Annotated in this window: 19 protein-coding genes; 13 read left to right on the top strand and 6 right to left on the bottom strand. The window is 74.2% G+C overall.

The genetic code is table 11. The annotated features are described in order from the left end of the window. Positions 1-9 precede the first annotated feature (9 nt). Genes V2J52_RS11545 through V2J52_RS11530 form a run of 4 tightly spaced genes read left to right on the top strand, consistent with a single transcriptional unit; the run spans position 10 to position 4741 of the window. Positions 10-417, top strand: coding sequence for a GPW/gp25 family protein (locus V2J52_RS11545; RefSeq protein WP_331227863.1), 408 nt, complete (start codon positions 10-12; stop codon positions 415-417). Between the two features lie 2 nt (positions 418-419). Continuing rightward, positions 420-2369, top strand: coding sequence for a putative baseplate assembly protein (locus tag V2J52_RS11540; RefSeq protein ID WP_331228094.1), 1950 nt, complete (start codon positions 420-422; stop codon positions 2367-2369). Positions 2370-2379: 10 nt separating this feature from the next. After that, positions 2380-2931, top strand: a complete 552-nt coding sequence (locus V2J52_RS11535) for a phage tail protein (RefSeq protein ID WP_331227862.1) — start codon at positions 2380-2382, stop codon at positions 2929-2931. Further along, positions 2915-4741 carry a zinc ribbon domain-containing protein gene (locus tag V2J52_RS11530; protein WP_331227861.1) on the top strand — a complete coding sequence of 609 codons (1827 nt, stop codon included), beginning with the start codon at positions 2915-2917 and terminating at the stop codon, positions 4739-4741. The genes V2J52_RS11535 and V2J52_RS11530 overlap by 17 nt, the downstream gene beginning before the upstream one ends. On the opposite strand, the gene V2J52_RS11525 is transcribed toward V2J52_RS11530, so the two are convergent. Continuing rightward, positions 4641-7967, bottom strand: coding sequence for an AfsR/SARP family transcriptional regulator (locus V2J52_RS11525; protein WP_331227860.1), 3327 nt, complete (start codon positions 7965-7967; stop codon positions 4641-4643). The genes V2J52_RS11530 and V2J52_RS11525 overlap by 101 nt on opposite strands. 133 nt (positions 7968-8100) lie before the next feature. Further along, entirely contained in the window at positions 8101-8817 is a 717-nt protein-coding gene (deoD, locus tag V2J52_RS11520; protein WP_331227859.1) for a purine-nucleoside phosphorylase, read from the bottom strand. A 114-nt stretch (positions 8818-8931) separates the two neighbouring features. On the opposite strand from deoD, the gene V2J52_RS11515 reads away from it, so the two are divergent. From V2J52_RS11515 to V2J52_RS11490, 6 genes are all read left to right on the top strand, one after another. After that, a complete protein-coding gene (locus V2J52_RS11515; RefSeq protein WP_331227858.1) occupies positions 8932-9534 on the top strand; it encodes a DUF4282 domain-containing protein in 603 nt (200 codons plus the stop codon). Positions 9535-9615: 81 nt separating this feature from the next. Continuing rightward, positions 9616-10650 (top strand): 3-oxoacyl-ACP synthase III, encoded by a 1035-nt coding sequence (locus tag V2J52_RS11510; RefSeq protein WP_331227857.1) that lies wholly within the window; start codon positions 9616-9618, stop codon positions 10648-10650. Continuing rightward, entirely contained in the window at positions 10647-13340 is a 2694-nt protein-coding gene (locus V2J52_RS11505; protein WP_331227856.1) for an alpha/beta fold hydrolase, read from the top strand. Before V2J52_RS11510 ends, V2J52_RS11505 begins: the two co-directional genes overlap by 4 nt. 14 nt (positions 13341-13354) lie before the next feature. Then, positions 13355-14338 carry an NAD-dependent epimerase/dehydratase family protein gene (locus V2J52_RS11500; protein ID WP_331227855.1) on the top strand — a complete coding sequence of 328 codons (984 nt, stop codon included), beginning with the start codon at positions 13355-13357 and terminating at the stop codon, positions 14336-14338. A gap of 37 nt (positions 14339-14375) precedes the next feature. Beyond that, a complete protein-coding gene (locus V2J52_RS11495) occupies positions 14376-15206 on the top strand; it encodes an aldo/keto reductase (protein ID WP_491062183.1) in 831 nt (276 codons plus the stop codon). A gap of 21 nt (positions 15207-15227) precedes the next feature. Further along, positions 15228-15998 carry an HAD-IIB family hydrolase gene (locus V2J52_RS11490; protein ID WP_331227853.1) on the top strand — a complete coding sequence of 257 codons (771 nt, stop codon included), beginning with the start codon at positions 15228-15230 and terminating at the stop codon, positions 15996-15998. A gap of 25 nt (positions 15999-16023) precedes the next feature. Here the strand turns inward: V2J52_RS11490 and V2J52_RS11485 are convergent, their stop codons facing one another. Then, a complete protein-coding gene (locus tag V2J52_RS11485; RefSeq protein ID WP_331227852.1) occupies positions 16024-17847 on the bottom strand; it encodes an ABC transporter ATP-binding protein in 1824 nt (607 codons plus the stop codon). A 187-nt stretch (positions 17848-18034) separates the two neighbouring features. Here V2J52_RS11485 and V2J52_RS11480 point away from each other — a divergent pair, with 187 nt between their 5' ends. Next, on the top strand, positions 18035-18448 hold the full coding sequence (locus V2J52_RS11480; RefSeq protein ID WP_331227851.1) for a MarR family winged helix-turn-helix transcriptional regulator: 414 nt from the start codon (positions 18035-18037) through the stop codon (positions 18446-18448). Positions 18449-18545: 97 nt separating this feature from the next. Here the strand turns inward: V2J52_RS11480 and V2J52_RS11475 are convergent, their stop codons facing one another. Then, positions 18546-18881 carry a thioredoxin family protein gene (locus V2J52_RS11475; RefSeq protein ID WP_331227850.1) on the bottom strand — a complete coding sequence of 112 codons (336 nt, stop codon included), beginning with the start codon at positions 18879-18881 and terminating at the stop codon, positions 18546-18548. 154 nt (positions 18882-19035) lie between these two features. On the opposite strand from V2J52_RS11475, the gene V2J52_RS11470 reads away from it, so the two are divergent. Further along, positions 19036-20985, top strand: coding sequence for a hypothetical protein (locus tag V2J52_RS11470; RefSeq protein ID WP_331227849.1), 1950 nt, complete (start codon positions 19036-19038; stop codon positions 20983-20985). A 94-nt stretch (positions 20986-21079) separates the two neighbouring features. Here the strand turns inward: V2J52_RS11470 and V2J52_RS11465 are convergent, their stop codons facing one another. Together V2J52_RS11465 and V2J52_RS11460 are read right to left on the bottom strand one after the other, a co-directional pair. After that, positions 21080-22126, bottom strand: coding sequence for a glutathione S-transferase family protein (locus V2J52_RS11465; protein WP_331227848.1), 1047 nt, complete (start codon positions 22124-22126; stop codon positions 21080-21082). Between the two features lie 32 nt (positions 22127-22158). Further along, on the bottom strand, positions 22159-23388 hold the full coding sequence (locus tag V2J52_RS11460) for an amidohydrolase (RefSeq protein WP_331227847.1): 1230 nt from the start codon (positions 23386-23388) through the stop codon (positions 22159-22161). Positions 23389-23480: 92 nt separating this feature from the next. On the opposite strand from V2J52_RS11460, the gene V2J52_RS11455 reads away from it, so the two are divergent. Further along, positions 23481-24104 carry a hypothetical protein gene (locus tag V2J52_RS11455; protein WP_331227846.1) on the top strand — a complete coding sequence of 208 codons (624 nt, stop codon included), beginning with the start codon at positions 23481-23483 and terminating at the stop codon, positions 24102-24104. The last annotated feature ends 106 nt before the right edge of the window (positions 24105-24210 follow it).

Below are 24210 nucleotides of genomic sequence, written 5' to 3'. Positions count from 1 at the left end.
AGGATCGACATGGGACAGGAGTTCATCGGCACCGGGTGGGCGTTCCCGCTGCGCACCGACGCTACCGGCCGGATCGCGCTCGTCTCCGACCAGCGGGAGATCGAGGAGAGCATCCGGCTGATCCTCGCCACCTCGCCGGGAGAACGGCCGATGCGCCCGGAGTTCGGCTGCTCGGTCCACGACTACGTGTTCGCCCCGGCGGACGCGTCGACCGCCGGCGACATCGCCTACGCCGTGCGGGTGGCGCTCGAGCGCTGGGAGCCGCGGGTGGAGCTGTCCGGGGTGTCGGTGCGGTTCGACGCCGTCGACGACGGCGTGCTGTACATCGACATCAGCTACTCGGTGCGTGGCACCAACGATCCCCGCAACCTCGTCTTCCCGTTCTACGTCATCCCCCAGCACGAGGAAGGTCAGTGACCATGCTTCCCGCCCCGGACCTCGACGACCGCCGCTTCCAGCAGCTCGTCGACGACGCCAAGCGCCGCATCCAGGCGACCTGCCCGGAGTGGAGCGACCACAACGTCTCCGATCCCGGCGTCACCCTCGTGGAGACCTTCGCGTTCATGGTCGACGAGCTGTCCTACCGGCTCAACCGGGTGCCGGACAAGCTGTACGTCACCTTCCTCGACCTGCTCGGCATGACCCTGCACCCGCCCACCGCCGCCGCGGTCGACCTCACCTACTGGCTCTCCGCGCCGCAGGACGAGACCGTCGTCGTTGCGGTGCAGTCCGAGGCCGCCACCCCGCGGGTCGACAGCGAGGACCTCGTCGCCTTCCTCACCACCACGGAGCTGCGCGTGCCGCCCCGCTCGCTGGCGCACGTGCTGACCCAGGCCGCCGACGGCGACGCCGTCGACCACGTCGAGGACCTTCGCTCGGCCGACCGCTTCGCGGTCTTCACCACCCCGCCCGCGCCCGACGATGTCCTCCTGCTCGGGCTGGACGACGCCGCGGCGTCGTGCGTCGTCGTGCTGCGGTTCGACAGCGAGGTCCAGGGCGTCGGCGTCGACCCGCGCTACCCCCCGGTGGAGTGGGAGGCGTGGACCGGCAGCGCGTGGCGGCCCTGCGAGGTGGACTCCGACGGCACCGGCGGGTTCAACCGCAGCGGCGACGTCGTTCTCCACGTCCCGCGCGACCACCGCACCTCGATCATCAACGGCCACCGCGCCGGCTGGCTGCGCTGCCGGGCCGTCGAACCGGTCGAGGGGTACCCCCGGTACAGCGCCTCGCCGACGATCAGTGCTGCGAGCGCGTTCACCATCGGTGGCACCGTCACCGCCAGCCACGCCGAGACCGTCCACGACGAGATCCTCGGCCTGTCCGAGGGCGTCCCCGGGCAGGTGTTCACCCTCGACCGCAGCCCGGTGGTCATCGGCGGGCCGGACTTCGTCGTCGAGGTCGCGGGCGGCGCCGGCTGGGACGAGTGGACCGAGGTGGACTCGTTCGCCGACGCCGGCCCGGCCGACCGGGTGGTCCGGCTCGACCGCGCGACCGGCGAGGTCCACTTCGGCCCCGCCGTCCGCGAGCCCGACGGCACGCTGCGCTCCTTCGGCGCGATACCGCCCAAGGGGGCGCCGCTGCGGGTACCGGCCTACCGCACCGGCGGCGGGCCACGGGGCAACGTTGCCGCTCGGACGATCACCGACCTGCGCACCCCGATCCCGCTGGTCGACCGGGTGGAGAACCGGCGCCCGGCCCTCGGTGGCGTCGCGGCCGAGACGGTGGACCAGGCCAAGGAGCGGGGCCCGCTGCTGCTGCGCACTCGCGACCGGGCGGTGACCGCCGAGGACTTCGAGGAGCTCGCGCTGCGGGCGGCGCCGTCGATCGCCCGGGTCCGGTGCGTGCCGGCGACGACGCCGGAAGAGGCGGGTGGCGTGCGGCTGCTCGTCGTGCCGACGGCGGTGCCCGACGAGAGCGGCCGGCTGCGGTTCGAGGACCTCATCCCCAGCGAGACCTCCCTCGCACGGATCAGCGAGTACCTCGACCGGCGCCGGCCGATCGGCGCCCGGGTGCTCGTCGAGCCGCCGTTCTACCAGGGCGTGACGATCATCGCCCGGATCGCGGCCCGGTCCCGGGCCGACGGCGACCAGCTGGCGATCGACGCGGTCGGCGCGCTCAACCGGTACTTCGACCCGGTCGCCGGCGGGCCCGATGGCGAGGGCTGGCCCTTCGGCCGGCCGGTCCAGGCGGGGGAGGTGTACGCCGTGCTGCAGGGCTTGCGCGGCACCGAGATCGTCGAGGACGTCAAGCTGTTCGGGGCAGACCCCATCACCGGCAAGCGCGGCGACCCGCTGCAGCGGATCGACGTCGACCCGCAGGGGCTGGTGTTCTCCTACCGCCACCAGGTGCGCGTAGTCGGGGGGCGATGACGTGCGCGGCATGATCCCCGGGCTCGTCGCGGTGGCCCCGGTCGCCCAGCGGCTGCCCGCGGTCTACCAGGAGGACGAGTTCCTGCAACGCTTCGTGCAGGCCTTCGACGACGCCCTCGCGCCGATCTTCCTCACCCTCGACACCCTCGCCTGCTACGTCGATCCGCAGCTGGCGCCGCCGGACTTCCTCGCCTGGCTCGGGGAGTGGGTGGGCATCGAGATGGACGAGACGTGGTCGGTCGAGCGGCGCCGCCAGATCATCGCCGGCGCCGCCGCCATGCACCGGCGGCGCGGGACCGCGGTGGGGATCGCCGACGCCGTCCGGCTGGCGGTGGGTGGCCGGGTGAGCATCGAGGACAACGGCGCGAGCACGTGGTCCGCGACGCCGGGCGCCGAGCTGCCCGGCTCGGCCGACGCCGTGCTGCGGGTGACGGTTCGGGTACCGGACCCGAGCAGCATCGACCGGGCCCGGCTGGACCGCGCGGTGACGACCGTCAAGCCGGCCCACGTGCCGCACATCATCGAGATCGTGGCGGAGGACTCCGATGCAGACCTGTCCTGAGTGCGGCGACCGCAATGAAGACGGCGAGCTGTTCTGCGGCAGCTGCGGCACCTACCTCGAGTGGGCAGAGTCCCAGCCGGCGCCGGGCACCGCGGCAGCGGCGGTCGAGGAACCCGCCGCCGACGACGTCGCGGCGCCGGATTCGGTCTCAGACGAATCGGCCGGTGGTCAGTGGGGCGCGGCCGAGCCGGCCGGTGGTGAGCGGGGCGCGGCCGAGCCGGCCGGCAGCGAGTTGCCGGCGGGAGCCGACGACGACGTCCACGCGGAGGTCGACGCAGATGTCGGCGGCGCTCAGGTCGTGGCAGGCACGGACACAGCGACGGCGGATCGCGACGCTCCCGCGGGCGGCTCGGGCGATGGTGCCGGCGACGACGGAGCAGGTGCGGCGGTAGGTACGGTCGGAGCGGGTTTAGGTGCGGTGACGGCGGGCGCGGCGGCTGGCAGGAATGACGCCGCGCCGGTCAGCGCTCGGCGCGACGACCTCGCCCCGGTGGCCGACGGCCCGGCGCCAGGGAACGAGCCGGCCCCCGCTGAGGAGCTGGCGCCTGCCGAGGAGCCGGCGGCTGCAGCGGTGGCGGACAAGCCACGGGGGGCTGGCGGGGCCGGCCGTGGTCTCGGGCGGGTCCGCGGCGGTCGGGCGTCGAGCCTGCTGCGCCAGGCCGCCGACCAGGCCACCGGTGGTGCGGCGTCCCAGCTGGGCGGCAGCGCCTCCCGGGCACGGTCGCAGGCCCGCAACCTCACCGGTGCTCCGGGCCGCACCGCAGCCTCCGAGGTCAGCCGCGCCGCGACCGGCGCCGGGGGACCGCCGATCGCCGCGGGTGCGGTCCGTCACGTCACGTCCGCCGCCGTGAGCAGGCCCGCGGCGACCACGCCGGGGCCGACCACCCCGGCCGCCACGAAACCGGCCGCGACGCAGCCAGGTGCCGCTCGCCCGGCCGCCGGCAGGGCGGGGGCGGGCGGCGGGGCAGACGCCGGCGGGACCGGGCCGCGCAAGCCGGCCGCCCGGAAGCCGGGGGCGCCGGTGCCGCGGCGCCAGGTCCCGGCGGCCAGCGCGGACGAGCCGCAGCCGCAGCCGGGCGACCTCATCTGCGGCGCGTGCGGGGCCGGTAACGCCCCCCACCGCAACTTCTGCCGGCGCTGCGGCGCGAGCCTCGCCGACGCACCGGTACAGCCGCAGCGCTCCTGGTGGCGGCGGCTGCTGCGCCCCGAGCGCCGTCCCGGCCCGAGCGCCGGGAGCCGACCGCGCAACCGCCGGCGGGTGCACTTCCCGACCCGGCTCGTCGTCGTGCTGGTCGTGCTCGGGCTCCTCGTCGGGGCGGGCTGGTACTTCCGCGGCCCGCTCGGTGACCTCTACCAGGGGGCCGTCGACAGGGTGGCGGGCGACAACCCCGTCAACCCGGCTGAACCGACGGCGTCCAGCGCGCTCGACGGGCGCCCGGCGAGCCAGGCGCGGGACGGCTTCAACAACGTGTCTTGGGCTCCGGTGACGCTCGGCGACGGTGCGGGGGAGTGGATCGAGTTCCCGTTCGACGACCCGTTCCGGCTGGTCACCGTCGTCGTCACGGCCGGGGCCTCGCCCGACGAGGACCAGCGCCTCGCCGAGGCCCGCCCCCGGGACATCCGGCTGAGCATGACCACCCCGGGCGGGCTGGTGGTCGAGGAGGCCACGCTCGACGACGTCGCGGAGCCGCAGGGCGTGACCGTCGGGGTCAGTGATGTCTCGGCGGTACGTCTGACGATCCTCTCGGCATACGGTGAGAACCTGCAGGCGCCGGTCGCGGTCGCGGAGGTGGAGTTCCGGGGACGCTGACGATGTCGGGCAGCGGCTCGACGCCCAGCTCGTGGAGCACGGCGGTGTAGGCCCGCACCGCCCGGTGGGCCGCGGCCGGCTCGCCGGCGGCCCGCAGCGCCTGGATCAGCGCCTGCCACGCGTCGTCGCGGTACTCGTCGATCTCGATGCTGTGCTGGGCGGCGGCGATGGCCGCGGTGTGGTCACCGGCCGCGAGGTTGAGGTCGGCGAGCTGGGCGGCGGCGTCCGCGGCGCGTGCCCGGTACCGCTCCCTCGTGGTCACCAGCCAGTTCGCCGGCCCCTCCTCGGGGAACAGGTCCGCGGTGTAGAGCGCCAGCGCGGTCGCCAGCGACGCCAGCTGGGCGGCGACGTCGCCACTGCGCCGGGCATGGTTGGCCGCCGCCAGCTCGCGGTCGAACTCGACGATGTCGCAGCGCGACCCCGGCCGCAGCGCGAGCATGTACGTCTCGCCGTCCCGGATGATGAGGCTGCTGCGGCGCCCCGGCACGCCGGGCTCGAGCGCCGCACGGAGGCTCGACAGGCTGACCTGGAGGTTGTGCATGGCGGCCTCCGGGTCGAGGTCGCCCCACAGCGCGTCGGCGATGAGCTCGCGGTGAACCGGTCGACCGGCATGGATCGCCAGGAACTTGAGCATCGCCCGCACCCGCGGACGCACCGCGCCGAGGTCCGCCCGCCGGCCGCGGACCAGCAGCCGGAACTCCCCGAAGCAGGTGAGCTCGATCGTTGCGCCGGGCACCGGGCTGCCCGCCCGCGGTGAGGCGTCGCCGGCCGCGTCGTCGTGCGCGGCATCGTCAGGTGAGTCGCCCGAGCCCGCGGGCGCAGCGTCGTCGGGCGAGGCGGCGTCGTCGGACGAGGCGGTTCGCCGCGGTGCGGTGCCGGTGCGCTCGTCAGCAGCGTCAGCCGCGTCGGACCGGTTGCCGGCCCCGGACCTGCCGACCGTGCTGGGCTCGCCACCGGCGTCGGCCCCGCCGCCGGTCGCCCCGCGCCGCCACGGTGACATGTCCGGCAGCCATGCCCACGGCCGGCAGTCCAGCCCGGAGGAGCTGGCCGTGGCCCGCGCCAGCGCGAGGAAGTCGTCGCGCTGGGCGGGCTCGGCGGCAGCCAGCGCGGCGTAGGCGAACGCGGCCGCCCCCGGGACACCGGCGACGCGTGCCTGCGCTTCGGCCGCCCGGGCGACGTCGGTCGCGTCGGGCTGCTGCTCGGTCGCTGTGAGCAGTGCACCGACCGCAGCGATCCACACCTCCAGGACACCGGCGCCCAGCGCCCGCAGCCGCGTGCGCAGCCGCTCCAGCGCCGCCAGGTCCACGGTGCCGGACCGCAGCATGACGAAGGTGTGGCAGATCGATACCAGTGCCGCCGACCAGCGGTCGCCCCGGCGGTCGAGGTCGGCCACGATGCCCGCGATCTCATTCACCGCACGCGGAGACTGGACCACCACCGCCACGCTCGAGGTCAGCCGGGCGAGCCAGCTGAGGCCGTGCCGCTCGGCGTCGCGGTAGATCTGGTCCAACGGGGTCCCCGCCGCGCCCGACAACGGTCGCCCGGTATGACGACGGCCGGCCTGCTCCAGCGGCTGGGTCCCCACCGCCTCGATGGTCGCGAGCAGGAGGCGGGCGGCCAGCATGAGCCCCGGATCGACGCCGGGCTCCGCTGCGAGGTCCCGCAGCAGCCGCTGGCCACCGCGCCGGTCGCCGCCGAGCACGAGCGCGAAGCCCTCGGTGCGTCGCACCCGGGCCGAGTCGCTGTCACGCGCCTCCCGGGCCACCCGCAGCGGGTCGCGCCGGGTGGCAGCGAGGAGCATGTCGGGCCATCCCGGCCGCCCACCGGCAGCGCCGGACTGCCACGCCGTGACCTCGGCGCGGATGTCCTCGCACAGCTTGCGGGCGGCGGGGTCGGTGAACTGCGCCTCGGCCTGCCGGGACATCGCTGCTGCGTCGTCGAGGCGTCCGTCGTTGAGCATCCGCCGGGCCTCGGCGAGGCAGCACCACGGGTCTGACTCGATGAGCCACCGCGGGACGAGGTCGCTCCAGGTGTGGTCGCCGGAGCGGGTCGGGTGGGGGCCGTCGAACAGCCGCGGCCCGAACTCCCGCAGCAGGCGCCGCACGCCGTTCCAGTCCTCGGCGCGGCACCGCGCCCGCAGCGCCTCGATGACGTCGCCCTCGTCCTCGAGGATCTGCGCGGCGCGCTCGTACCACTCGCGGGTGGCCGTGGCCCCGAGCTCCTCGTGGAGGGTGGCCTCGAGGTGGCGGCGGAGCACGTCGTGGTAGGTGAAGGTCTCCCCGCCGTCTGTCGTCGTCGTCAGCGCCTGCCGGTCGACGAGCTCGTGCAACGTCCGTTGCGAGGTGCGGGCGCCGAGGAGCGCGTCGCACCGGCTGGCGGTGAGGGCGTCGAACACGCAGGTGCGCACGAGGAACTCGGTGGTCTCCGCGGGCAGCCCGGCGAGCACCTGGCCGGTGAGGTACCCCTGCGCGTAGCGCGAGCGGCCCGCGAGGGCGTGGACCGCTCGCTGCCGGGCGGCGACGTCGCCCTCCATCGTGGCGAGGTGGAAGAGCTGCAGCGCGGCCGCCCACCCCTGGGTGTAGCGGGTGAGCGCGGCGACGTCCTGCGGCGGCAACGGTGCCCGGTGGATGCTCCGGAAGAGCTTCTCCACCTCCCAGGTGCGGAACCGCAGGTCGTCCCCGGTGAGCACGACGATCGGCGGCAGTTCGGACCGTGCCAGGTTGAAGCTGGGCATCTGCCGCGACCCGATGACCACCCGCAGCTGCGGCGGCGCGAGGAGCAGCAGCTGCTCGAGCTCTGCCTCACCGGTGGAGGAGGCCAGCCGGTGCAGGTCGTCGAGCACGAGCAGGATGCGACCCGGGTGCTGCTCGAGAGCCAGGGCGAGCTCCTCGACGGTGCGGGGCGGGACACGCGGCGGCGGGATCACGTACTCCTCGAGCGCCTGCCAGAGCCACTCAACCAGACGCCCGGGACGGGTGGCTCCGACGTCGAGCCGGCACCACGCCACCGGGAGCGTCGAGCTCACCGCCCACTGGGCGAGCAGCGTGGTCTTGCCGGTGCCCGCCGGTGCGACGACGAGCCCCAGCGCGGTGGTCGTCACCGGGTCGAGCGCGTTCAGCAGCTGAGGACGACGCAGGCCACCGACCGGGGGGACCGCGACCGACGCCTGCGGGAGCACCGGGTGGGCAGCACGAGGTGCGGCCGGACGCACGTCCCGTGCATGCATCGGTCGTCCCCCTCGTCGGTGATCACAGTGTAGAAGTGTGTGGCGCCGCCCGCGGGGGTAGCCGTCGATGGGCGTCCGCGGTTGATCGGTGTCGGTGGACCGGCAGTGGAGGGGGACCGTGCCGGCCGTCGGGTCAGTCGGAGTGGGCGGCGGCGACCGCGAGGGCCAGCGCGCCCTGGAAGCGCGTCTCGCGGTCCTCGGCGCTCATGTCAGCGGAGGAGTCCAGCAGGTGGTCGGAGATGGTGAGGACGGCCAGCGCCTCGCGCCCCAGCTCCGCGGCGACGCCGTACAGCGCCGCCGCCTCCATCTCCACCCCGAGCACGCCGTAGCCGCTGAGCAGCTCCACCTGCCCGGGGACCGGCAGGTAGAAGTGGTCGCGGGAGATGACGGTGCCGACGTGGAGGTCGGTGACACCGGCGACCGGCGCGGCGGCGACGGCGGCGTGGGCGAGGCCGTAGGAGGCGACGGCGGAGAAGTTGACGCCGGGGATCCGCAACTGGTTCATCTGCGAGTCGGTGTGCGCGCCGAGGGCGACGACGACGTCACCGACCTTCACCTGCGGCGCGATGCCGCCGGCGGTGCCGACCCGGATGATGCGCTGCACGCCGTACTCGCGGAACAGCTCGGTGGCGTAGATGGTCGCCGAGGGCTGGCCCATCCCCGATCCCATGACGCTCAGCGGCCGTCCGTCGACGGTCCCGGTGAAGCCGAGCATCCCTCGGACATCGGTGACCAGGCGGGCGTCGGGCATGAGGAGCTCGGCGATCCGCTGGGCGCGGCGCGGGTCCCCGGGAAAGAGGACGGCCGGTGCGAAGTCGCCGGGCGCCGCCGAGATGTGCGGGGTGGGCATGGAACCTCCAAGGTCCGGGGCGGTATCCCATCGTGCCACCCCGGTCATGGCCGCGGGGGCCATCGGCGATACGCTCGCTGCGATCACCACACCCGTACGAGGAAAGGCAGTCAGTTGAGCGATCAGCCGACCGACCCGCAGCACCCCAACCCGACACCGCAGGACCCGCAGGGCTTCCCGGCCCAGCCCGGCTACGTGCCGCCGCAGAACCCCGCCGCCGGTCACCCCGGTCAGCCGGGCTACGGACAGCCGGCGCAGCCGGGCTACGGTCAGCCGGCGCAGCCGGGCTTCGGCCAGCCGGGCCAGCCGGGCCAGCCGGGGCAGCCGGGGTACGGCGCTCAGCCGGGCCAGCCAGGCCAGCCGGGTTACGGCGGCCAGCCGGGCTACGGCTACTCGCAGCCGTCCTCGCCGTCACCGCTCGGCAGCCTGCTCGACCTCGGTTTCACCCGGCGCATCACGCCCGGGCTCGCCAAGATCGTGCACATCGTGGTGCTGGTGATGGCCGTGATCACCACCATCGTGGGCATCATCACCGCCATCGGCATGCTGTCGATGGCCGGCGACCGGTACTTCGGCGGCGGTGGCGCGGTGCTCAGCGGCCTCATCGTGCTCGTGCTCAGCCCGATCTGGGGCTTCCTGACCGTGGCGTTCAGCCGCTTCTTCCTCGAGCTGTTCCTCGACCGCCAGGCCGAGGTCCGCGGCGACGCCGGACGCTGATCACCGGCGCCCGACCAGCGGGAACCTGGGGACCGCAGCGCGCGATGTGCGTTTCCCAGGTTCCCCGGATAAATTCAATGGGTGAACCACGCAGGTAACTCGGCCTCCCGCTATCGCAACGCGTCGCTGCTGTCCGTCACGCACATCGAGGCCCCGGTCCGGGTGCCGTCCTCGCACTTCGAGGAGCAGCTCGCGCAGACGCGGACCCGGCTGCGGCTGCCCGACAACCTGCTCGAGCGGGTCTCCGGGGTGGTCGAACGGCGCTGGTGGGAGCCGGGCACCCGGTTCGACGACGCGGCCATCGAGGCCGGCGCGAAGGCGCTGGCGGAGGCCGGCGTCGACGCGCACGACGTCGGGCTGCTCATCAACACCTCGGTCACCCGCACCCAGCTCGAGCCGTCGGTGGCCAGCCGCATCCACCACGGCCTCGGACTGCCGAGCTCGGCGATGAACTTCGACATCGCCAACGCCTGCCTCGGGTTCGTCAACGGCATCATGCTCGCCGCCACGTTGATCGACTCCGGGCAGATCGACTACGCGGTCATCGTCAACAGCGAGGACGCGCAGGGCACCCAGGAGACGACGATCCGCCGGCTCAACCGGCCCGAGTCCACCCGGCAGGACTTCCACCGCGAGTTCGCCTCCCTCACGCTCGGCAGCGGCGCCGCCGCCGCAGTCATCGGACGGGCCGACCAGCACCCCGGCGGCCACCGCGTCGTCGGCGGCGTCTCGCGCGCGGGCACCGAGCACCACGAGCTGTGCGTCGGCGGGCTGGACGGCATGTTCACCGACACCAAGGGCTTGCTCCAGGGCGGGCTCGCGCTGGTCGAGGCCGCCTGGCACGAGGCGAACAACGGCACCGGGTTCCGCTGGAACAACATGGACCGGTACGTCACCCACCAGATCTCCACGCCCTACACCGAGGCGGTGATCCAGGCGCTCGATCTGCCGGCCGACCGGGTGCCCATCACGTTCTCGCACTGGGGCAACGTCGGCCCCGCCTCGCTGCCGATGACGCTCGCCGCGCAGGCCGACTCGCTGAGCCCGGGCGACAGGGTGCTGTGCCTCGGGGTGGGCTCCGGGCTGAACACCGCGATGCTCGAGCTCACGTGGTGAGCCCCGGCGCGCCGGTCCCACCGCTGCCTGGCCTCGACCCGCGGTGGAGCCGCCGCGTCGTCGTCCCGGGCGCCGGCGTCGACCCGCCCGCGGTCTGGCACGTCCTCGACAACGCCGATGACGTCGTCGGCACGCCTCGCGGCACGCTGCTCGCGGTGCACGGCAACCCGACCTGGTCCTACCTCTGGCGCACGCTGCTCGCGGCCGGCGCCGAGGCCGGCTGGCGGGTCGTCGCCGTCGACCAGCTCGGCATGGGCTACTCGATGCGCGACGGGCGGTTGCGCCGCCTCGCCGACCGCGTCGATGAGCTGGGCGCGCTGACCGACGTCCTCGACCTGCCCGGGCCGGTCGTCACCGTCGGGCACGACTGGGGCGGGGTGGTCTCCCTCGGCTGGGCGGTCGCCCACCCCGAGCAGCTCGGCGGCGTCGTGCTCACCAACACCGCGATCCACCACGACGGCGGGTCGGCGATCCCGGCGCTGCTGCGGCTCGCCGGCAACCCGGCCCTGCACGGCTGGGCCACCAGCCGGACGACGACCTTCCTGCGCGCCACGCTGGCGCTGGCCCGGCCGGCGCTCGCCCCCGAGGTCCGGGAGGGCTACCTCGCGCCCTACGCGGAGTCGGTGGACCGGGACGCGATCGCCGACTTCGTCGCCGACATCCCCGCCACCCCTGACCACCCCAGCCACGAGACGCTGGCGGCCATCGCCGAGGGCGTCCGCGCGCTCGACGTGCCCGCGCTGCTCATGTGGGGCCCGCAGGACCCGGTGTTCCAGGGCCGGTACTTCGAGGACCTGCTCACCCGGCTGCCGCACGCCGACGTCCACCGCTTCGAGCAGGCCGGCCACCTGCTCCCCGAGGACGCCGACGTCGCCCGCACCATCACCGCCTGGCTCGACACCACCCTCCCCGCCGACAGCGGGGTTGTCCCCGACAGCGGGATTGTCAGCGAGAGCGGGATTCCCGCCGACAGCGGGATTGTCCGCGACGAGCCGGCCGCTCCCGCGTACCGGGCGCTGACCGAGGTGCTCGACGAGCGGCGCAGCAGCGAGCAGCCGGCGGTCGTCGCGCTGCACGGCGAGGACGTCGAGGTCGTCAGCTGGCGCGCGCTCGCCCGCCGCGTCGAGAACCTGAGCCTGGGCCTGCACGCCGTCGGCGTCCGTCCCGGGCAGCGGGTCAGCCTCCTCGTCCCGCCCGGCGTCGGGCTCACCACCGCACTGTTCGCCTGCCTGCGGCTCGGCGCGGTCGTCGTGCTCGCCGACCAGGGCCTGGGCCTGCAGGGCATGGGACGCGCCATCCGCGGCGCCGGTCCTGACGTCATCATCGGGATCGAGCGGGGCCTCGCCGGTGCTCGGCTGCTCTCGTGGCCGGGCCGGCGGATCGCCGCCGACGACCTGCCACCCGTCCGGGCCGCCGCGCTCGGCGTGACGGCGACCGTGCCCGCACTCATCGAGCGCGGTGCCGAGCTGGCACGCGGTGGCGCCGCACTGCCTGCCCGCCCCGCTCCCGACGACGATGCCGCCATCCTGTTCACCTCCGGCTCCACCGGCCCGGCCAAGGGCGTCGTCTACACCCACCGCCGGCTCGCCGCGATGCGTGACGCGCTCGCCGGCACCTACTCGCTCGGCAGCACGACGCCGTTCGTCGCCGGCTTCGCACCCTTCGCGCTCCTCGGCACGGCGCTCGGCTCACTGGCCATCACCCCGGACATGGACGTCTCCGCGCCCGCCACGCTCACCGCCGTCGCACTGGCTCGCGCGGTGGCCGAGGGCAACGCCACCGCGGTGTTCACCTCACCGGCCGCGCTGCGCAACGTGCTCGACACCGCCGACGACCTCAGCGCCGAGCACCGCGACGCGCTCGCCGGCGTCACGCTGTTCCTCTCGGCCGGGGCGCCGATCGCCCCCGAGCTGCTCGCCGAGGCCGGCGAGATCATGCCGAACGCCGCCGCGCACACCCCCTACGGGATGACCGAGGTGCTGCCCGTCACCGACGTCGACCTCGACGCCGTCCGCGCCGCCGCGCAGGACGCCGCGGCCGGGATGGTCGGGGCCGGTGGCGGCACCTGCGTCGGCCTGCCGGTCACCGGCGCCCAGGTGCGGATCGCGACCCTGGACGACGACGGCGAGGCCACCGGCCCGCTGACCGACGAGCCCGGGACCACCGGCGAGATCGTCGTCACCGCGCCCCACCTCAAGGACCGCTACGACCGGCTGTGGGCGACCCAGGCCGCTAGCGCGGACCACCCGGGCTGGCACCGGACCGGCGACGTCGGCCATCTCGACGCCGTCGGCCGGGTGTGGGTCGAGGGCCGCCTCGGCCACGTCGTCCGCACGCCGCGCGGGGTGCTCACCCCGGTGGCGGTCGAGCACGCCGTCGAGCGGGTCCCCGGGGTGCGGCGGGCCGCCGCGGTCGGCGTCGGGCCGGCCGGGACCGAGCAGCTCGTCATCGTGCTGGAGACCGACCCCGCCGTCGACCCGCGGTCGCGCCGGGCACCCTCGCTGGCCACCCCGGGGCTCACCCGGCTGGTGCGACGGACCGTCCAGCAGCGGTGCGACGCGGACGTCGCCGCCGTGCTGCGGGTGGCCGAGCTGCCCACCGACGTGCGGCACAACGCCAAGATCGAACGCTCCCGGCTCTCCCGGTGGGCCGCCGAGGCGCTGGCCGGCGGGCCGATGAGAGCACCGTGAGCCACGCCGCGCCGATGCCCGCCGGCAGAGTCCTCGTCACCGGGGCCAGCGGCCTGCTCGGTGGCCGGGTGGCCGCCCGCCTCGTCGCCGGCGGCTACGACGTCCGTACCTTCCAGCGCCGCCCCTCGGGGGTGGCCGGGGCGAGCGACGAGCTCGGCTCGCTCGACGACGACGCCGCGGTCGCCCGTGCGGTCGCCGGGCGCGACGCCGTCGTGCACCTCGCCGCGAAGGTCTCGGTCAGCGGGGCGGCCGCGGACTACGAGCGCATCAACGTCGACGGCACAGCCCGGCTCCTCGCGGCCGCGCGGGCGGCCGGGGTCACCAGCGTCGTGCAGGTCTCCTCGCCGTCGGTGGCGCACGCGGGCAGCTCGCTCGTGGGCGTGGGCGCCGGTCCCGCGGACCCGGGCTCGGCACGCGGCCACTACGCCCGCACCAAGGCGACCGCCGAGCTGCTCGCGCTGGCGCAGGACTCGCCGGACCTCGCGGTCGTCGCGGTCCGCCCGCACCTGGTGTGGGGGCCGGGGGATACCCAGCTCGTCGAGCGGATCGTCGAACGGGCGCGCGCGGGCCGGCTGCCGCTGCTCGACCACGGCGCGGCACTCATCGACTCCGTCTACGTCGACAACGCGGCCGACGCGATCGTCGCCGCGCTCGAACGCATCGAGGTGACGCACGGCCATGCGCTCGTCGTCACCAACGGCGAGCCGCGACCGGTGGGCGACCTGCTCGCCGGGATCTGCCGCGCCGCCGGGGTGACCTCGCCCGGCTGGCGGGTGCCGGCTCGGCTCGCCCGGGTGGCCGGCGGGCTCGTCGAGGCGGTGTGGGCGGTGCGGCCCGGCGCGGACGAGCCGCCGATGACCCGTTTCCTCGCCGAGCAGCTGTCCACCGCGCACTGGTTCGACCAGCGCCGCACCCGCGAGCTGCTCGACTGGAAGCCCGCGGTCACCCTCGACGAGGGACTGGACCTGCTCGCCGAGCACTACGCCGCGCGGCGTTGAGCCGCGCCCGGTGCGACGGCTGCGGCGACCCGGCACAATGGCAGGCATGATCCCCACGCTCGACCTCAACGACGGCACCCGCATCCCGGCGATCGGCCTGGGCACCTGGCCGATGCGTGACGAGGCGCCCACCGCTGTCCGCGCCGCGCTGGAGATGGGTTACCGGCTCATCGACACCGCCGCGAAGTACGAGAACGAGGCCGAGGTCGGTCGTGGCATCGCCGAGTCCGACGTGCCGCGCGACGAGCTCGTCGTCGCCACCAAGGTCCGCGGGGACGACCAGGGCTACGAGCCCACCCTCCGGGCCGCGGAGGCCTCCCGGCAGGCGCTGGGGCTGGAGTACATCGACCTCTACCTCATCCACTGGCCGCTGCCGCGGCTCGACAAGTTCGTCGACACCTGGCGGGCGATGATCAAGCTGCGGGACGACGGCGTCGTCCGCTCGATCGGCGTCTCCAACTTCACCGCCGCCCACATCGACCGGCTGGTCGCCGCGACCGACGTCATGCCGGCGGTCAACCAGATCGAGCTGCACCCGTACTTCGCGCAGGCGCAGCTGCGGGCGGCGGACGCCGAGCGCGGCATCGTCACCCAGTCGTGGAGCCCGCTCGGTCGCAGGTCCGACCTCCTCGCCGACGCCACGCTCGACCAGATCGCCGGCCGTCACGGCGCGGCGATCTCCCAGGTCGTGCTGCGCTGGCACGTCCAGCTCGGCGCGCTGCCGATCCCGAAGTCGGCGAGCGCGGAGCGGCAGCGCACCAACCTCGACGTGTTCGGCTTCGAGCTGTCCGACTCGGAGATGGCGCAGATCACCGGCCTCGAGCGCGGCAGGCTCGGCGGGGACCCGGAGGTCCACGAGGAGTTCTGATCGGGCTTGTAGGGTGTGCCGATGCCCGGAATCCGCCTCGTCGCCTTCGATCTCGACGACACCCTCACGCCCTCGAAGTCACCGATCTCCCCGGAGATGGCCGGCGCGCTGACCGACCTGCTCGCCGCCATGCCGGTGTGCATCATCTCCGGGGGGCGGCTAGGCCAGTTCACCGCCCAGGTGACCGACCGGCTCGACCTCGACGACACCGCCCGGGCCCGGCTGCACCTCATGCCCACCTGCGGCACCCGCTATTACCGGTACGAGGGTGACGTGCTGCGCGAGATCTACGCCAACGACCTCACCGAGGCCGAGCGTACCGACGCGACCGCCGCCGTCGAGTCGCAGGCTCGTCGTCTCGGGCTGTGGGAGTCCGAGCCGTGGGGCCCGATCCTCGAGGACCGCGGCTCGCAGATCACCTTCTCCGCACTCGGTCAGCAGGCACCGCTGGACGCCAAGCGGCTGTGGGACCCGACCGGGGAGAAGAAGGAGCAGCTGCGCGCCGCCGTCGCCCCGCTGCTGCCGGACCTCGAGGTCCGCTCCGGCGGGTCCACCTCCATCGACATCACCCGGGCCGGCATCGACAAGGCCTACGGCATGACCCGCCTCTCCGAGCACACCGGCATCGACCTCGAGGACATGCTGTTCATCGGTGACCGCCTCGACGAGGGCGGCAACGACTACCCGGTCAAGGCGATGGGGGTGCCCTGCCTGGCGGTCGACGGCGCGGCGGAGACCCCGGCCGTGGTCCGGCGGCTGCTCACCGACCTGGTGCCCACCACCGGCCGGTAGGCGTGCTGCTCGCCGGCCACCTGAGCTAAGGAGTGAGCACCGGCGCCCGGTCGGCCGCCGCGACGAGCGCCGCGTAGCGCCCGCCGGCCGCGAGCAGCGTGGTGTGGTCGCCCTGCTCGACGACGCGACCGCCGTCGACGACGGCGATGAGGTCCGCGTCGCGCACCGTGGAGAGCCGGTGGGCGATGGTGATGGTCGTGCGGCCCCGGCTGAGCACGTCCAGCGCCTCCTGCACGGCCTGCTCGGTGCGGGTGTCCAGCGCGCTGGTGGCCTCGTCGAGGACGAGCACCCGGGGGTCACGCAGCAGCGTGCGGGCGATCGCCAGCCGCTGCTTCTCGCCGCCGGAGAAGCGGTAGCCGCGGGCGCCGACGACGGTGTCGTAGCCGTCGGGCAGCGCGATGATGACGTCGTGCACCTGCGCGGCGTGGGCCGCCGCCTCGATCTGGGCGTCGGTGGCCGCCGGGTTTGCGTAGCGCAGGTTCTCCCGCACCGTGGTGTGCAGCAGGTAGGTCTCCTGGGAGACCACGCCGATGTGGCGGGCCAGCTCGGCCAGCTCGAGGTCGCGCAGGTCGACGCCGTCGATGAGCACGCGGCCGGCGGTCGGGTCGTACAGCCGGGCGACGAGCGCGGCGATGGTCGACTTGCCGGCGCCGGACTCGCCGACGAGGGCCAGCCGGGCGCCCGCCGGCACGTGCAGGTCGAGGCCGCTGACGGCGTCGTCGTCGGCGCCCTCGTAGCGGAACGCGACGCCGTCGAAGGTGATCGCGCCGGGCGCGGTGGTCGCCGGCAGGATGGTGGGCTCGGCGGGGTCGTCGATGGTGACGGGCAGGTCGAGGTACTCGAAGATGCGGCTGAACAGCGCCAGCGACGACGTGATCTGCACACCGGTGTTGAGCACCCCCATGAGCGGGCGGAACAGCCCGGCCTGCAGCGTGACGAAGGCGACGAGCGTCCCGATGGAGATGTCACCGGAGCCGGGCAGGCCGGCGGCCAGGTAGACCAGCGCCGGGATCGCACCGAACATCACGCTGGTGGTCGCCATCCGCCAGCGGCCGGCGAGCTCGGAGCGCAGCTCGAGGTCGACGAGATCGGCGGAGGCGTCCTCGAAGCGGCGTCCCAGCTCGGGGCCGGCACCGAGGGTCTTGGCGAGCATCGCGCCGCTGACCGACAGCGACTCCTCGACCTGCCCGTGCAGGGCCGCCAGCGCGCGCTGCCGCCGGCCGGTGACCTCCCGGCGCAGCATCGCCACGCGCCGGGTGAGCCAGATGGCCGGCGGGATGACGACCAGCGAGAGCAGCGACAGCTGCCAGCTGAGGGCCACCATCGCGATCGCGGTGCCCACCGCCGTCGTGACGTTCGCGGTGATCGCGGTGGCGGTGCTGGTGACGACCGACTGCATCGAGCCGATGTCGTGGGTGAGGCGGGACTGCACCTCGCCGCCGCGGGTCCGGGTGAAGAAGGACATCGGCTGGCGCTGGACGTGGACGAACACGTCGGTGCGCAGCCGGTGCATGACCGTCTGTCCTACCGAGGTGGAGATCCAGGTCTGCAGCACGCCGAGCGCTGAGGTGACCACGGTGACCGCGACCATCGCGGCGACGAGACCGGCCAGCAGCCGGACGTCCTGCTCCGGCAGCGCGACGTCGATGACGTGCCGGGTGAGGAACGGGGTGGCCAGGCCCAGCGCCGAGCTCGCCGCGATGAGGACGACGACGAGCGACAGTGTGGCCAGGTGCGGGCGGAACAGGGCGGTGATACGACGCAGCCGTACCGGGTGGGACTCGAGCTGGGCACGGTCCGCCGGGTCGCGGCGCGCGGGGGAGTGGGATCGGAAGGAGGGGCTCGACATGAGCACCACCTCGCTCTCTTGCTGGACGACGCCGCAGCGGCGTGTCGTGGTGAGGTGCCGCCGTCGTGGGCGGGCGCACGTGAAGTCATGGGGCGCGGGCCGGGCTCCCGGGGGAGGGGCCGACCACTGGTCGCCGACGCAAAGGAGAGGTTACCTCACTATGTGGTATTGCGCTAGTCTGGACGTCATGCCCGCGCGTGAGCCTGACCTCAGTGAAGCCCTCATGCACGCCAGCCGGGCATTGCGGCGGCGGTCGTGGCACGCGCTGGAGGAGTGGGACGTGTCCCCGCACCAGGCCCGGGCGCTGAGGACGGTGTGCGCGCAGGACCAAGCGCGGCTCAGCGAGGTCGCCGCGCGGCTGCGGATCGCGCCGCGCTCGGCCACCGAGGTGATCGACTCCCTCGAGGCGCGCGGCCTGGTCCAGCGGCAGCCCGACCCGGCCGACCGGCGCGCGGTGCTCGTCGTCCCCACCGCCGAAGGGCGGCAGATGCACATCGCGGCCGAGCGGGCCCGCGCCGTCGCCGCCGAGGCACTCTTCGGCCGGCTCGACCCGACCGAGCGCGAGCAGCTCGGGAGCCTGCTGCGTCGGCTGGTCGACTAGATCGGCCGGCCCGGGCGTCCAGGCCGGCCGGGAGATGGGCCGGCCGATCGGTGAAGCCCGGCTGACCGACGAGACGCCGCAGCCGGCAGAGCGACTACTACGCGAGAACGAGCCGGCCGACCGCTTCTCGCACGGCCGCGAGGCGCGGCACGCCCTCGTGACGGCTGCGGACGGTTCCCTCGGCGTCGAGCAGCAGCACCGTCGGGGTCTGGGTGATCGCCAGCCGCGCGGCGAGCGCCGTGTCGTGCGCGACGTCCACCTCCAGGTGGCTGACTCCCGGCGACTCCTGCGCGACGTGCTCGAGCACGTGCCGAGCGGCGCGGCACGGGGCGCAGAACCCGGAGGAGATCTGCAGCAGCGTGGCGGCGCTCCCCAGGCCGGCGTCGCGGAGCCCGAGATCGGCCGCGGTGAGACGGTCGGGGGCAGCGTTCATCGACCCAGTCTACCGGCGGATGCGTTGGCGGCCGGAGGTGGCTCGGACCCGCTGGGGCCGCGGCACCTCGTCCCCCTGGGCCGCGGCGCGGGGCGACGACGTGCCACGTAGAGTGGCGACGAGGAGAGTCGTCGCCCATCTCGAGGAGCACCACGTGTCCGCACGCCGCACGCGCACCACGGCGTTCGCGCTGGCAGCCGTCGTCGCCCTGGCGGGATGCACGAGCAGCGACGACCCCGACGACGCCGCACCGGACCCGACGGACGATCCCGGCCCCCAGCAGGCCGAGCTGCAGCTGCCTGCCGGGCCGGCGACCGTGCTCGCCGAGGACGAGCCCGCTGCCCTCGCGGTGGCGGCCAGCTCGGCGTTCTTCAGCTCTGCCCCCGTGGTGGTCCTCGCCGAGGCGGACGACCTCGGCGAGGTGCTGCGGGGCGCCGGCGCCGGGGTCGCGCTCGCCGCACCGGTGCTGCTCACCGGCGACGACGCCGCGGTAGCCGCTGAGCTCGACCGGCTCGGCACCGAGGCGGTGCTCGCCTTCGGCGGCGCGCAGCTGCCCGACGACGCTGCCGCGGCCGAGGACGCTGCCGCGGCCGGCGACGTTGCAACCGATGCCAGTGCGACCGAGGACGACGACGCTGCCGACGACGCGACCGGCTCGTCCGACGACACCACGGGCCACGACGTTCTCCTGGTGCCGGCACCGGCGGACGATGCCGCGCTCGCCGAGCTGCTGGGCCTCGCCGCGACGGAGCAGGTGACCGTGACGCCGGGCGCCGAAATCGAGGGCGTCATGGCGCTGTCTCGCGGCGAGCTCACCCCAGTGGCGATCGATGAACCGGCCGAGGGCGACGCCGAGAGCCCCGAGTCCGAGCCGGAGGACGGCGCCGACGGCGAGCAGCCGGCCGACGAGGAGGCCGACGGCGCCGGCGCCGCGGCCGAGGACACGCGGCCGGACGACGCAGACGCAGCGCCGGACGTCGGTGAGACCGAGGCCGGTGCCTCCGACGCTCCGACGAACGACGCGACGCCTGCGCCGCCGAGCACCGCCGAGCTGCCGCCCACCGAACCGGCCGAGCCGCTCACCGGCGTGCTCGCGCTGTCGAGCGGTTCGAGCGACGACGTCGCCGCGGCCGCGACCGCCTCTGCTGCGGGCGCCACGCTCGCCGTCGCCCCGGGCGGCGACCCGCGTGCGTCGAGCGAGGCGATCGCCGTCGTCGCGGAGGCGGGTGTCGACGTCGTTGTCGGTCTTGGCGCCGCGTTCGAGGACGACGAGACGCTCGGCTGGCGGGTGACCACCGCCGCCACCGGCACCGAGCTGCCGGGCGGCGGCCAGCTGGTGTTCCCCGGCAAGCGTTACGTCGCGCTCTACGGCACGCCGTCGACGACGGCGCTGGGGGTGCTCGGCGAGCAGGACGTGCCCGGCACCATCGCGCGCGCCGCCGAGCATGCCGCGGACTATGACGAGCTCAGCGACGAGCCGGTGGTCCCGGCGCTGGAGATCATCACCACGGTGGCGTCGTCGAGCGCCGGCTCGGACGGCAACTACTCCAACGAGCTGCCGGCGGAGAGCCTGCGACCACTCATCGAGGCGGCGGGGGAGGCCGGCCAGTACGTCGTCCTCGACCTGCAGCCGGGCCGCTCGTCCTTCCTCGAGCAGGCCCAGCACTACGCCGAGCTGCTCGAGTACCCGCACGTGGGCCTGGCCCTGGACCCGGAGTGGAACCTCGGGCCCGACGAGGTGCACATGGTGCAGATCGGCAGCACGACGGCGGCGGAGGTCAACGAGGTCGTCGACTGGCTCGCCGACTTCACCCGGGAGCGTGCGCTGCCGCAGAAGATGCTCGTGCTGCACCAGTTCCAGGTGCGGATGATCCAGACGGTCGCCGACGTCGACCTGTCCCGCTCGGAGATCGCGGTGCTGGTGCACGCCGACGGCCAGGGCGGCCAGTCGGCCAAGCAGGGCACCTGGGCGACGCTGCACGCCAACGCGCCGGACATCGAGTGGTGGGGCTGGAAGAACTTCTACGACGAGGACATCCCGATGCTCACGCCGCAGGAGACTGCCCTGGTCGAGCCGTTCCCCAACTTCATCAGCTACCAGTAGCCTCCTCCCTCGTCATCAGCTACCGGTAGCCCCTCCCTCGCCGAGAGCGGGATTGTCCACGGCGCCACGGCGCCACGAGCCTCGACGAGGGCCGTCAGTCGCGCAGCGGGGTGTGCGCCGGGTCGACCCGCTCACCGTCGTGGACCGGCCCGGGCACGGTGCCGTCGCCGAATGGGCGCCCGCCCAGTGACTCACGGCCGTGCGGCGTGACCCAGCCCGACAGGTCCGGGCCGACCGGCACGATCTGGGTCGGGTTGAGGTCGGCGTGCACGACGTAGTAGTGCTGCTTGATCTGCTCGAAGTCCACGGTGTCGCCGAACCCCGGCGTCTGGAACAGGTCGCGGGCGTAGCCCCACAGCGCCGGCATCTCGCTGAGCTTGTTCCGGTTGCACTTGAAGTGGCCGTGGTAGACGGGGTCGACGCGCACCAGCGTCGTGAACAGCCGGACGTCGGCCTCGGTGATGGTCTCGCCGACGAGGTAACGGCGGGTGGTGAGCCGCTCCTCGAGCCAGTCCAGCGCCGTCCAGAGCCGGTCGTACGCCTTCTCGTACGCCTCCTGCGAGCCGGCGAACCCGCACCGGTAGACACCGTTGTTCACCTCGGTGAAGACCCGCTTGCTGACGACGTCGATCTCCTCGCGCAGCGCCTCGGGGTACAGGTCGGGCGCGCCGGGCCGGTGGTGCGCGCGCCACTCGCTGGACAGGTCGAGGGTGATCTGGGCGAAGTCGTTGGTCACCACCTGGCCGGTGGGGACGTCGACGATCGCGGGCACCGTGATGCCGCGCGGGTAGTCGGGGAACCGGGCGAAGTACGCGTCCTGGATCCGCTCGATGCCCAGCACCGGGTCCACGCCCCCGGGGTCGAGGTCGAAGGTCCACGACCGGGCGTCGTGGGTGGGCCCGGGGGTACCGAGGGAGATGGCGTCCTCGAGCCCGAGCAACCGGCGCACGATGATCGTGCGGTTCGCCCACGGGCACGCCCGCGCCGCGACCAGCCGGTAGCGGCCCGGCTCCACCGGGTAGCCGTCGCGGCCGTCGGCGGTGATCCGCGTGGTGATGTAGTTCGTGTCGCGGGTGAACTCCTTGCCGCTGCTCACGTAGGTTCCCGCGGTGGTGTGCTCGGGGTGCTCAGTGTCGCTCATGCCTCGACCGTACCGCCGCTCTCCTCGGGGCGTTAGAAGCGGGCGCTGCGCTCGGTGACGCCGGTGTCGAGGGAGTAGACCTCGGTGCCGGTGATGAACACCCGCTGCGCACGGGCGTAGACGTCGAGCGGGTCGCCGGACCACAGCACGACGTCGCCGTCGAGGCCCGGCGTCAACGACCCGACGCGGTCGTCGAGGCCGAGCATCTGTGCCGGGTTGACGGTGAGCGCACGCAGTGCGACGTCGCGGTCCAGCCCCTCCTTGACGGCGAGGGACGCCTGGTGGACGAGGAAGTTGATGGGCACCACCGGGTGGTCGGTGGTGATGGCCACCTGCACCCCGGCCTGGGCGAGCCGTGCGAGGTTGGCGATGTCGCGGTCGCGCAGCTCCACCTTGGAGCGGCTGGTGAGCATCGGCCCGAAGATCACCGGCACGTTCTTCTCGGCGAGCACGTCGGCGAGGCGTGCGCCGTCGGTGCCGTGGTTGACCACCAGCCGGTAGCCGAACTCTTCCGCGAGCCGGATCGCGGTGGCGATGTCGTCGGCGCGATGGGTGTGCTGGTCCCAGATGAGCTCGCCGTCGAGCACCGCGGCGAGGGTCTCGAGGCTGAGGTCGCGCTCGAAAGGCTTGCCCTCGGTGGCGGCGTGCGCGCGCCGAGCGGCGTAGTTCTGGGCGTTGACGAAGGCGCTGCGGATGACGTGGGCGACCCCGAGGCGGGTCGAGGGCAGCGTCTTGCGGTCGCCGTAGACGCGCTTGGGGTTCTCCCCGAGGGCGGACTTCACCGACACGGCCGCGCGGATGATCTGCTCGTCGACGGTGCGCCCGCCCCACGTCTTGATCGCCACCGTCCGGCCGCCGATCGGGTTGCCGGACCCGGGCTTGACGACGGCGGAGGTCACCCCGCCGAGCAGCGCGTCACGGAAGCCCTCCTCCTCGACGTTGATGGCGTCGAGCGCGCGCAGCCCGGCGCCGACGGGGTCGGTCATCTCGTTGACGTCGGCCCCGGCCCAGCCCTCGCCCTCCTCGTGCACGCCCAGGTGCGCGTGGGACTCGACGAACCCGGGCAGCACCCACGAGCCGCGCGCGTCGACCACCCGCACGCCGTCGGGCACCGCGACGTCGGCGCCGACCGCGGCGATGACGCCGTCGAGGACGAGGACGGTGCCACCGTCGACCGGCTCGCCGTCGACGGGGACGACGTAGCCGCCGGTGATCGCGACGGAGCCGAGGGTGGTGAGCCGGGGACTGTCAGCTGAGGTCATGCCTCCAGTGGTACCACTCGTGGCGCCGCGCTGTTGCTGGCAGGCTGTGGCCGGGGCGGCGTGTCGCCCGTCCCGCAGACGAGGAGGCACCAATGACCGAACGTGACGCAGCGGCGCAGCGGCCGGGCCGGGGGCAGGGGAGCGCGTCGGACGCCGACGCGCCGGCGACGCGCACGAGCGCCGGGTCCGCTGCTGGTGCCGGCACCGCGGGCGCCGCCGAGGGCGGGACGACGCCGGGCCGCGCGGCGACGTCGGGCGGGACATCGGCCGGCGGCGCCGGGACTGCCGGCACGCCGTCGGGCGGGCGCGACCCGGGCGCGAGTGAGCGGGGACGGCCGGGCACCCCCGGCGGGCGCAGCTCGGGCACGAGCGACCGAGGCGGGGCGGGGGCAAGCTCGGGGCAGCCGGACCGACCGGCCACCGGCAGCCGCCTCGGCTGGGTGGCGCTGACGGTCGCCGTCGTGCTGCTCGTCTGGCAGGTCGTCTACGGGCTGACCGTCGCCGGTCCAGGGCTCGACACCCGGGAGGCCTACACCTCCGTCTGGCTGCTGATCAGCCTGGTGCTGGGCGTCGGGGCGGCCGTGCTGGGGATCGTCGCGGCGAGCCAGCGCGTCGCGCCGCGGTGGCCGGCGACGACGGCGCTGGCGGTCGGCACCTACGTGTTCCTCGTGTGCATCGCCACCTGGGCCGGAAACCTCATCTCGGCGACCTCGTAGGAGCAGCCGCCGGCTTCACGCGCCCGCAGGGCACACAGCAAGGCACACAGGCGGCAACAGGCGGCAACTGGTTCGTGCTCAAGGTCACCGCGACCGACAGTAGAGT

This window comes from Georgenia sunbinii (assembly GCF_036421875.1).
GTDB classification, from domain to species: Bacteria; Actinomycetota; Actinomycetes; order Actinomycetales; family Actinomycetaceae; genus Georgenia_B; species Georgenia_B sunbinii.
Note: the sequence above shows the minus strand (reverse complement) of the source record. Positions and strands in the feature narration are given on the sequence as shown.

What these genes read in the sequence shown, in the direction of transcription:
- V2J52_RS11545 (WP_331227863.1), top strand. Translation starts at nt 10, where the DNA reads ATGGGACAGGAGTTCATCGGCACCGGGTGGGCGTTCCCGCTGCGCACC.
- V2J52_RS11540 (WP_331228094.1), top strand. Translation starts at nt 420, where the DNA reads ATGCTTCCCGCCCCGGACCTCGACGACCGCCGCTTCCAGCAGCTCGTC.
- V2J52_RS11535 (WP_331227862.1), top strand. Translation starts at nt 2,380, where the DNA reads ATGATCCCCGGGCTCGTCGCGGTGGCCCCGGTCGCCCAGCGGCTGCCC.
- V2J52_RS11530 (WP_331227861.1), top strand. Translation starts at nt 2,915, where the DNA reads ATGCAGACCTGTCCTGAGTGCGGCGACCGCAATGAAGACGGCGAGCTG.
- V2J52_RS11525 (WP_331227860.1), bottom strand. Translation starts at nt 7,967, where the DNA reads ATGCATGCACGGGACGTGCGTCCGGCCGCACCTCGTGCTGCCCACCCG.
- deoD (WP_331227859.1), bottom strand. Translation starts at nt 8,817, where the DNA reads ATGCCCACCCCGCACATCTCGGCGGCGCCCGGCGACTTCGCACCGGCC.
- V2J52_RS11500 (WP_331227855.1), top strand. Translation starts at nt 13,355, where the DNA reads ATGCCCGCCGGCAGAGTCCTCGTCACCGGGGCCAGCGGCCTGCTCGGT.
- V2J52_RS11495 (WP_491062183.1), top strand. Translation starts at nt 14,376, where the DNA reads ATGGCAGGCATGATCCCCACGCTCGACCTCAACGACGGCACCCGCATC.
- V2J52_RS11490 (WP_331227853.1), top strand. Translation starts at nt 15,228, where the DNA reads ATGCCCGGAATCCGCCTCGTCGCCTTCGATCTCGACGACACCCTCACG.
- V2J52_RS11485 (WP_331227852.1), bottom strand. Translation starts at nt 17,847, where the DNA reads ATGTCGAGCCCCTCCTTCCGATCCCACTCCCCCGCGCGCCGCGACCCG.
- V2J52_RS11480 (WP_331227851.1), top strand. Translation starts at nt 18,035, where the DNA reads ATGCCCGCGCGTGAGCCTGACCTCAGTGAAGCCCTCATGCACGCCAGC.
- V2J52_RS11475 (WP_331227850.1), bottom strand. Translation starts at nt 18,881, where the DNA reads ATGAACGCTGCCCCCGACCGTCTCACCGCGGCCGATCTCGGGCTCCGC.
- V2J52_RS11465 (WP_331227848.1), bottom strand. Translation starts at nt 22,126, where the DNA reads ATGAGCGACACTGAGCACCCCGAGCACACCACCGCGGGAACCTACGTG.
- V2J52_RS11460 (WP_331227847.1), bottom strand. Translation starts at nt 23,388, where the DNA reads ATGACCTCAGCTGACAGTCCCCGGCTCACCACCCTCGGCTCCGTCGCG.
- V2J52_RS11455 (WP_331227846.1), top strand. Translation starts at nt 23,481, where the DNA reads ATGACCGAACGTGACGCAGCGGCGCAGCGGCCGGGCCGGGGGCAGGGG.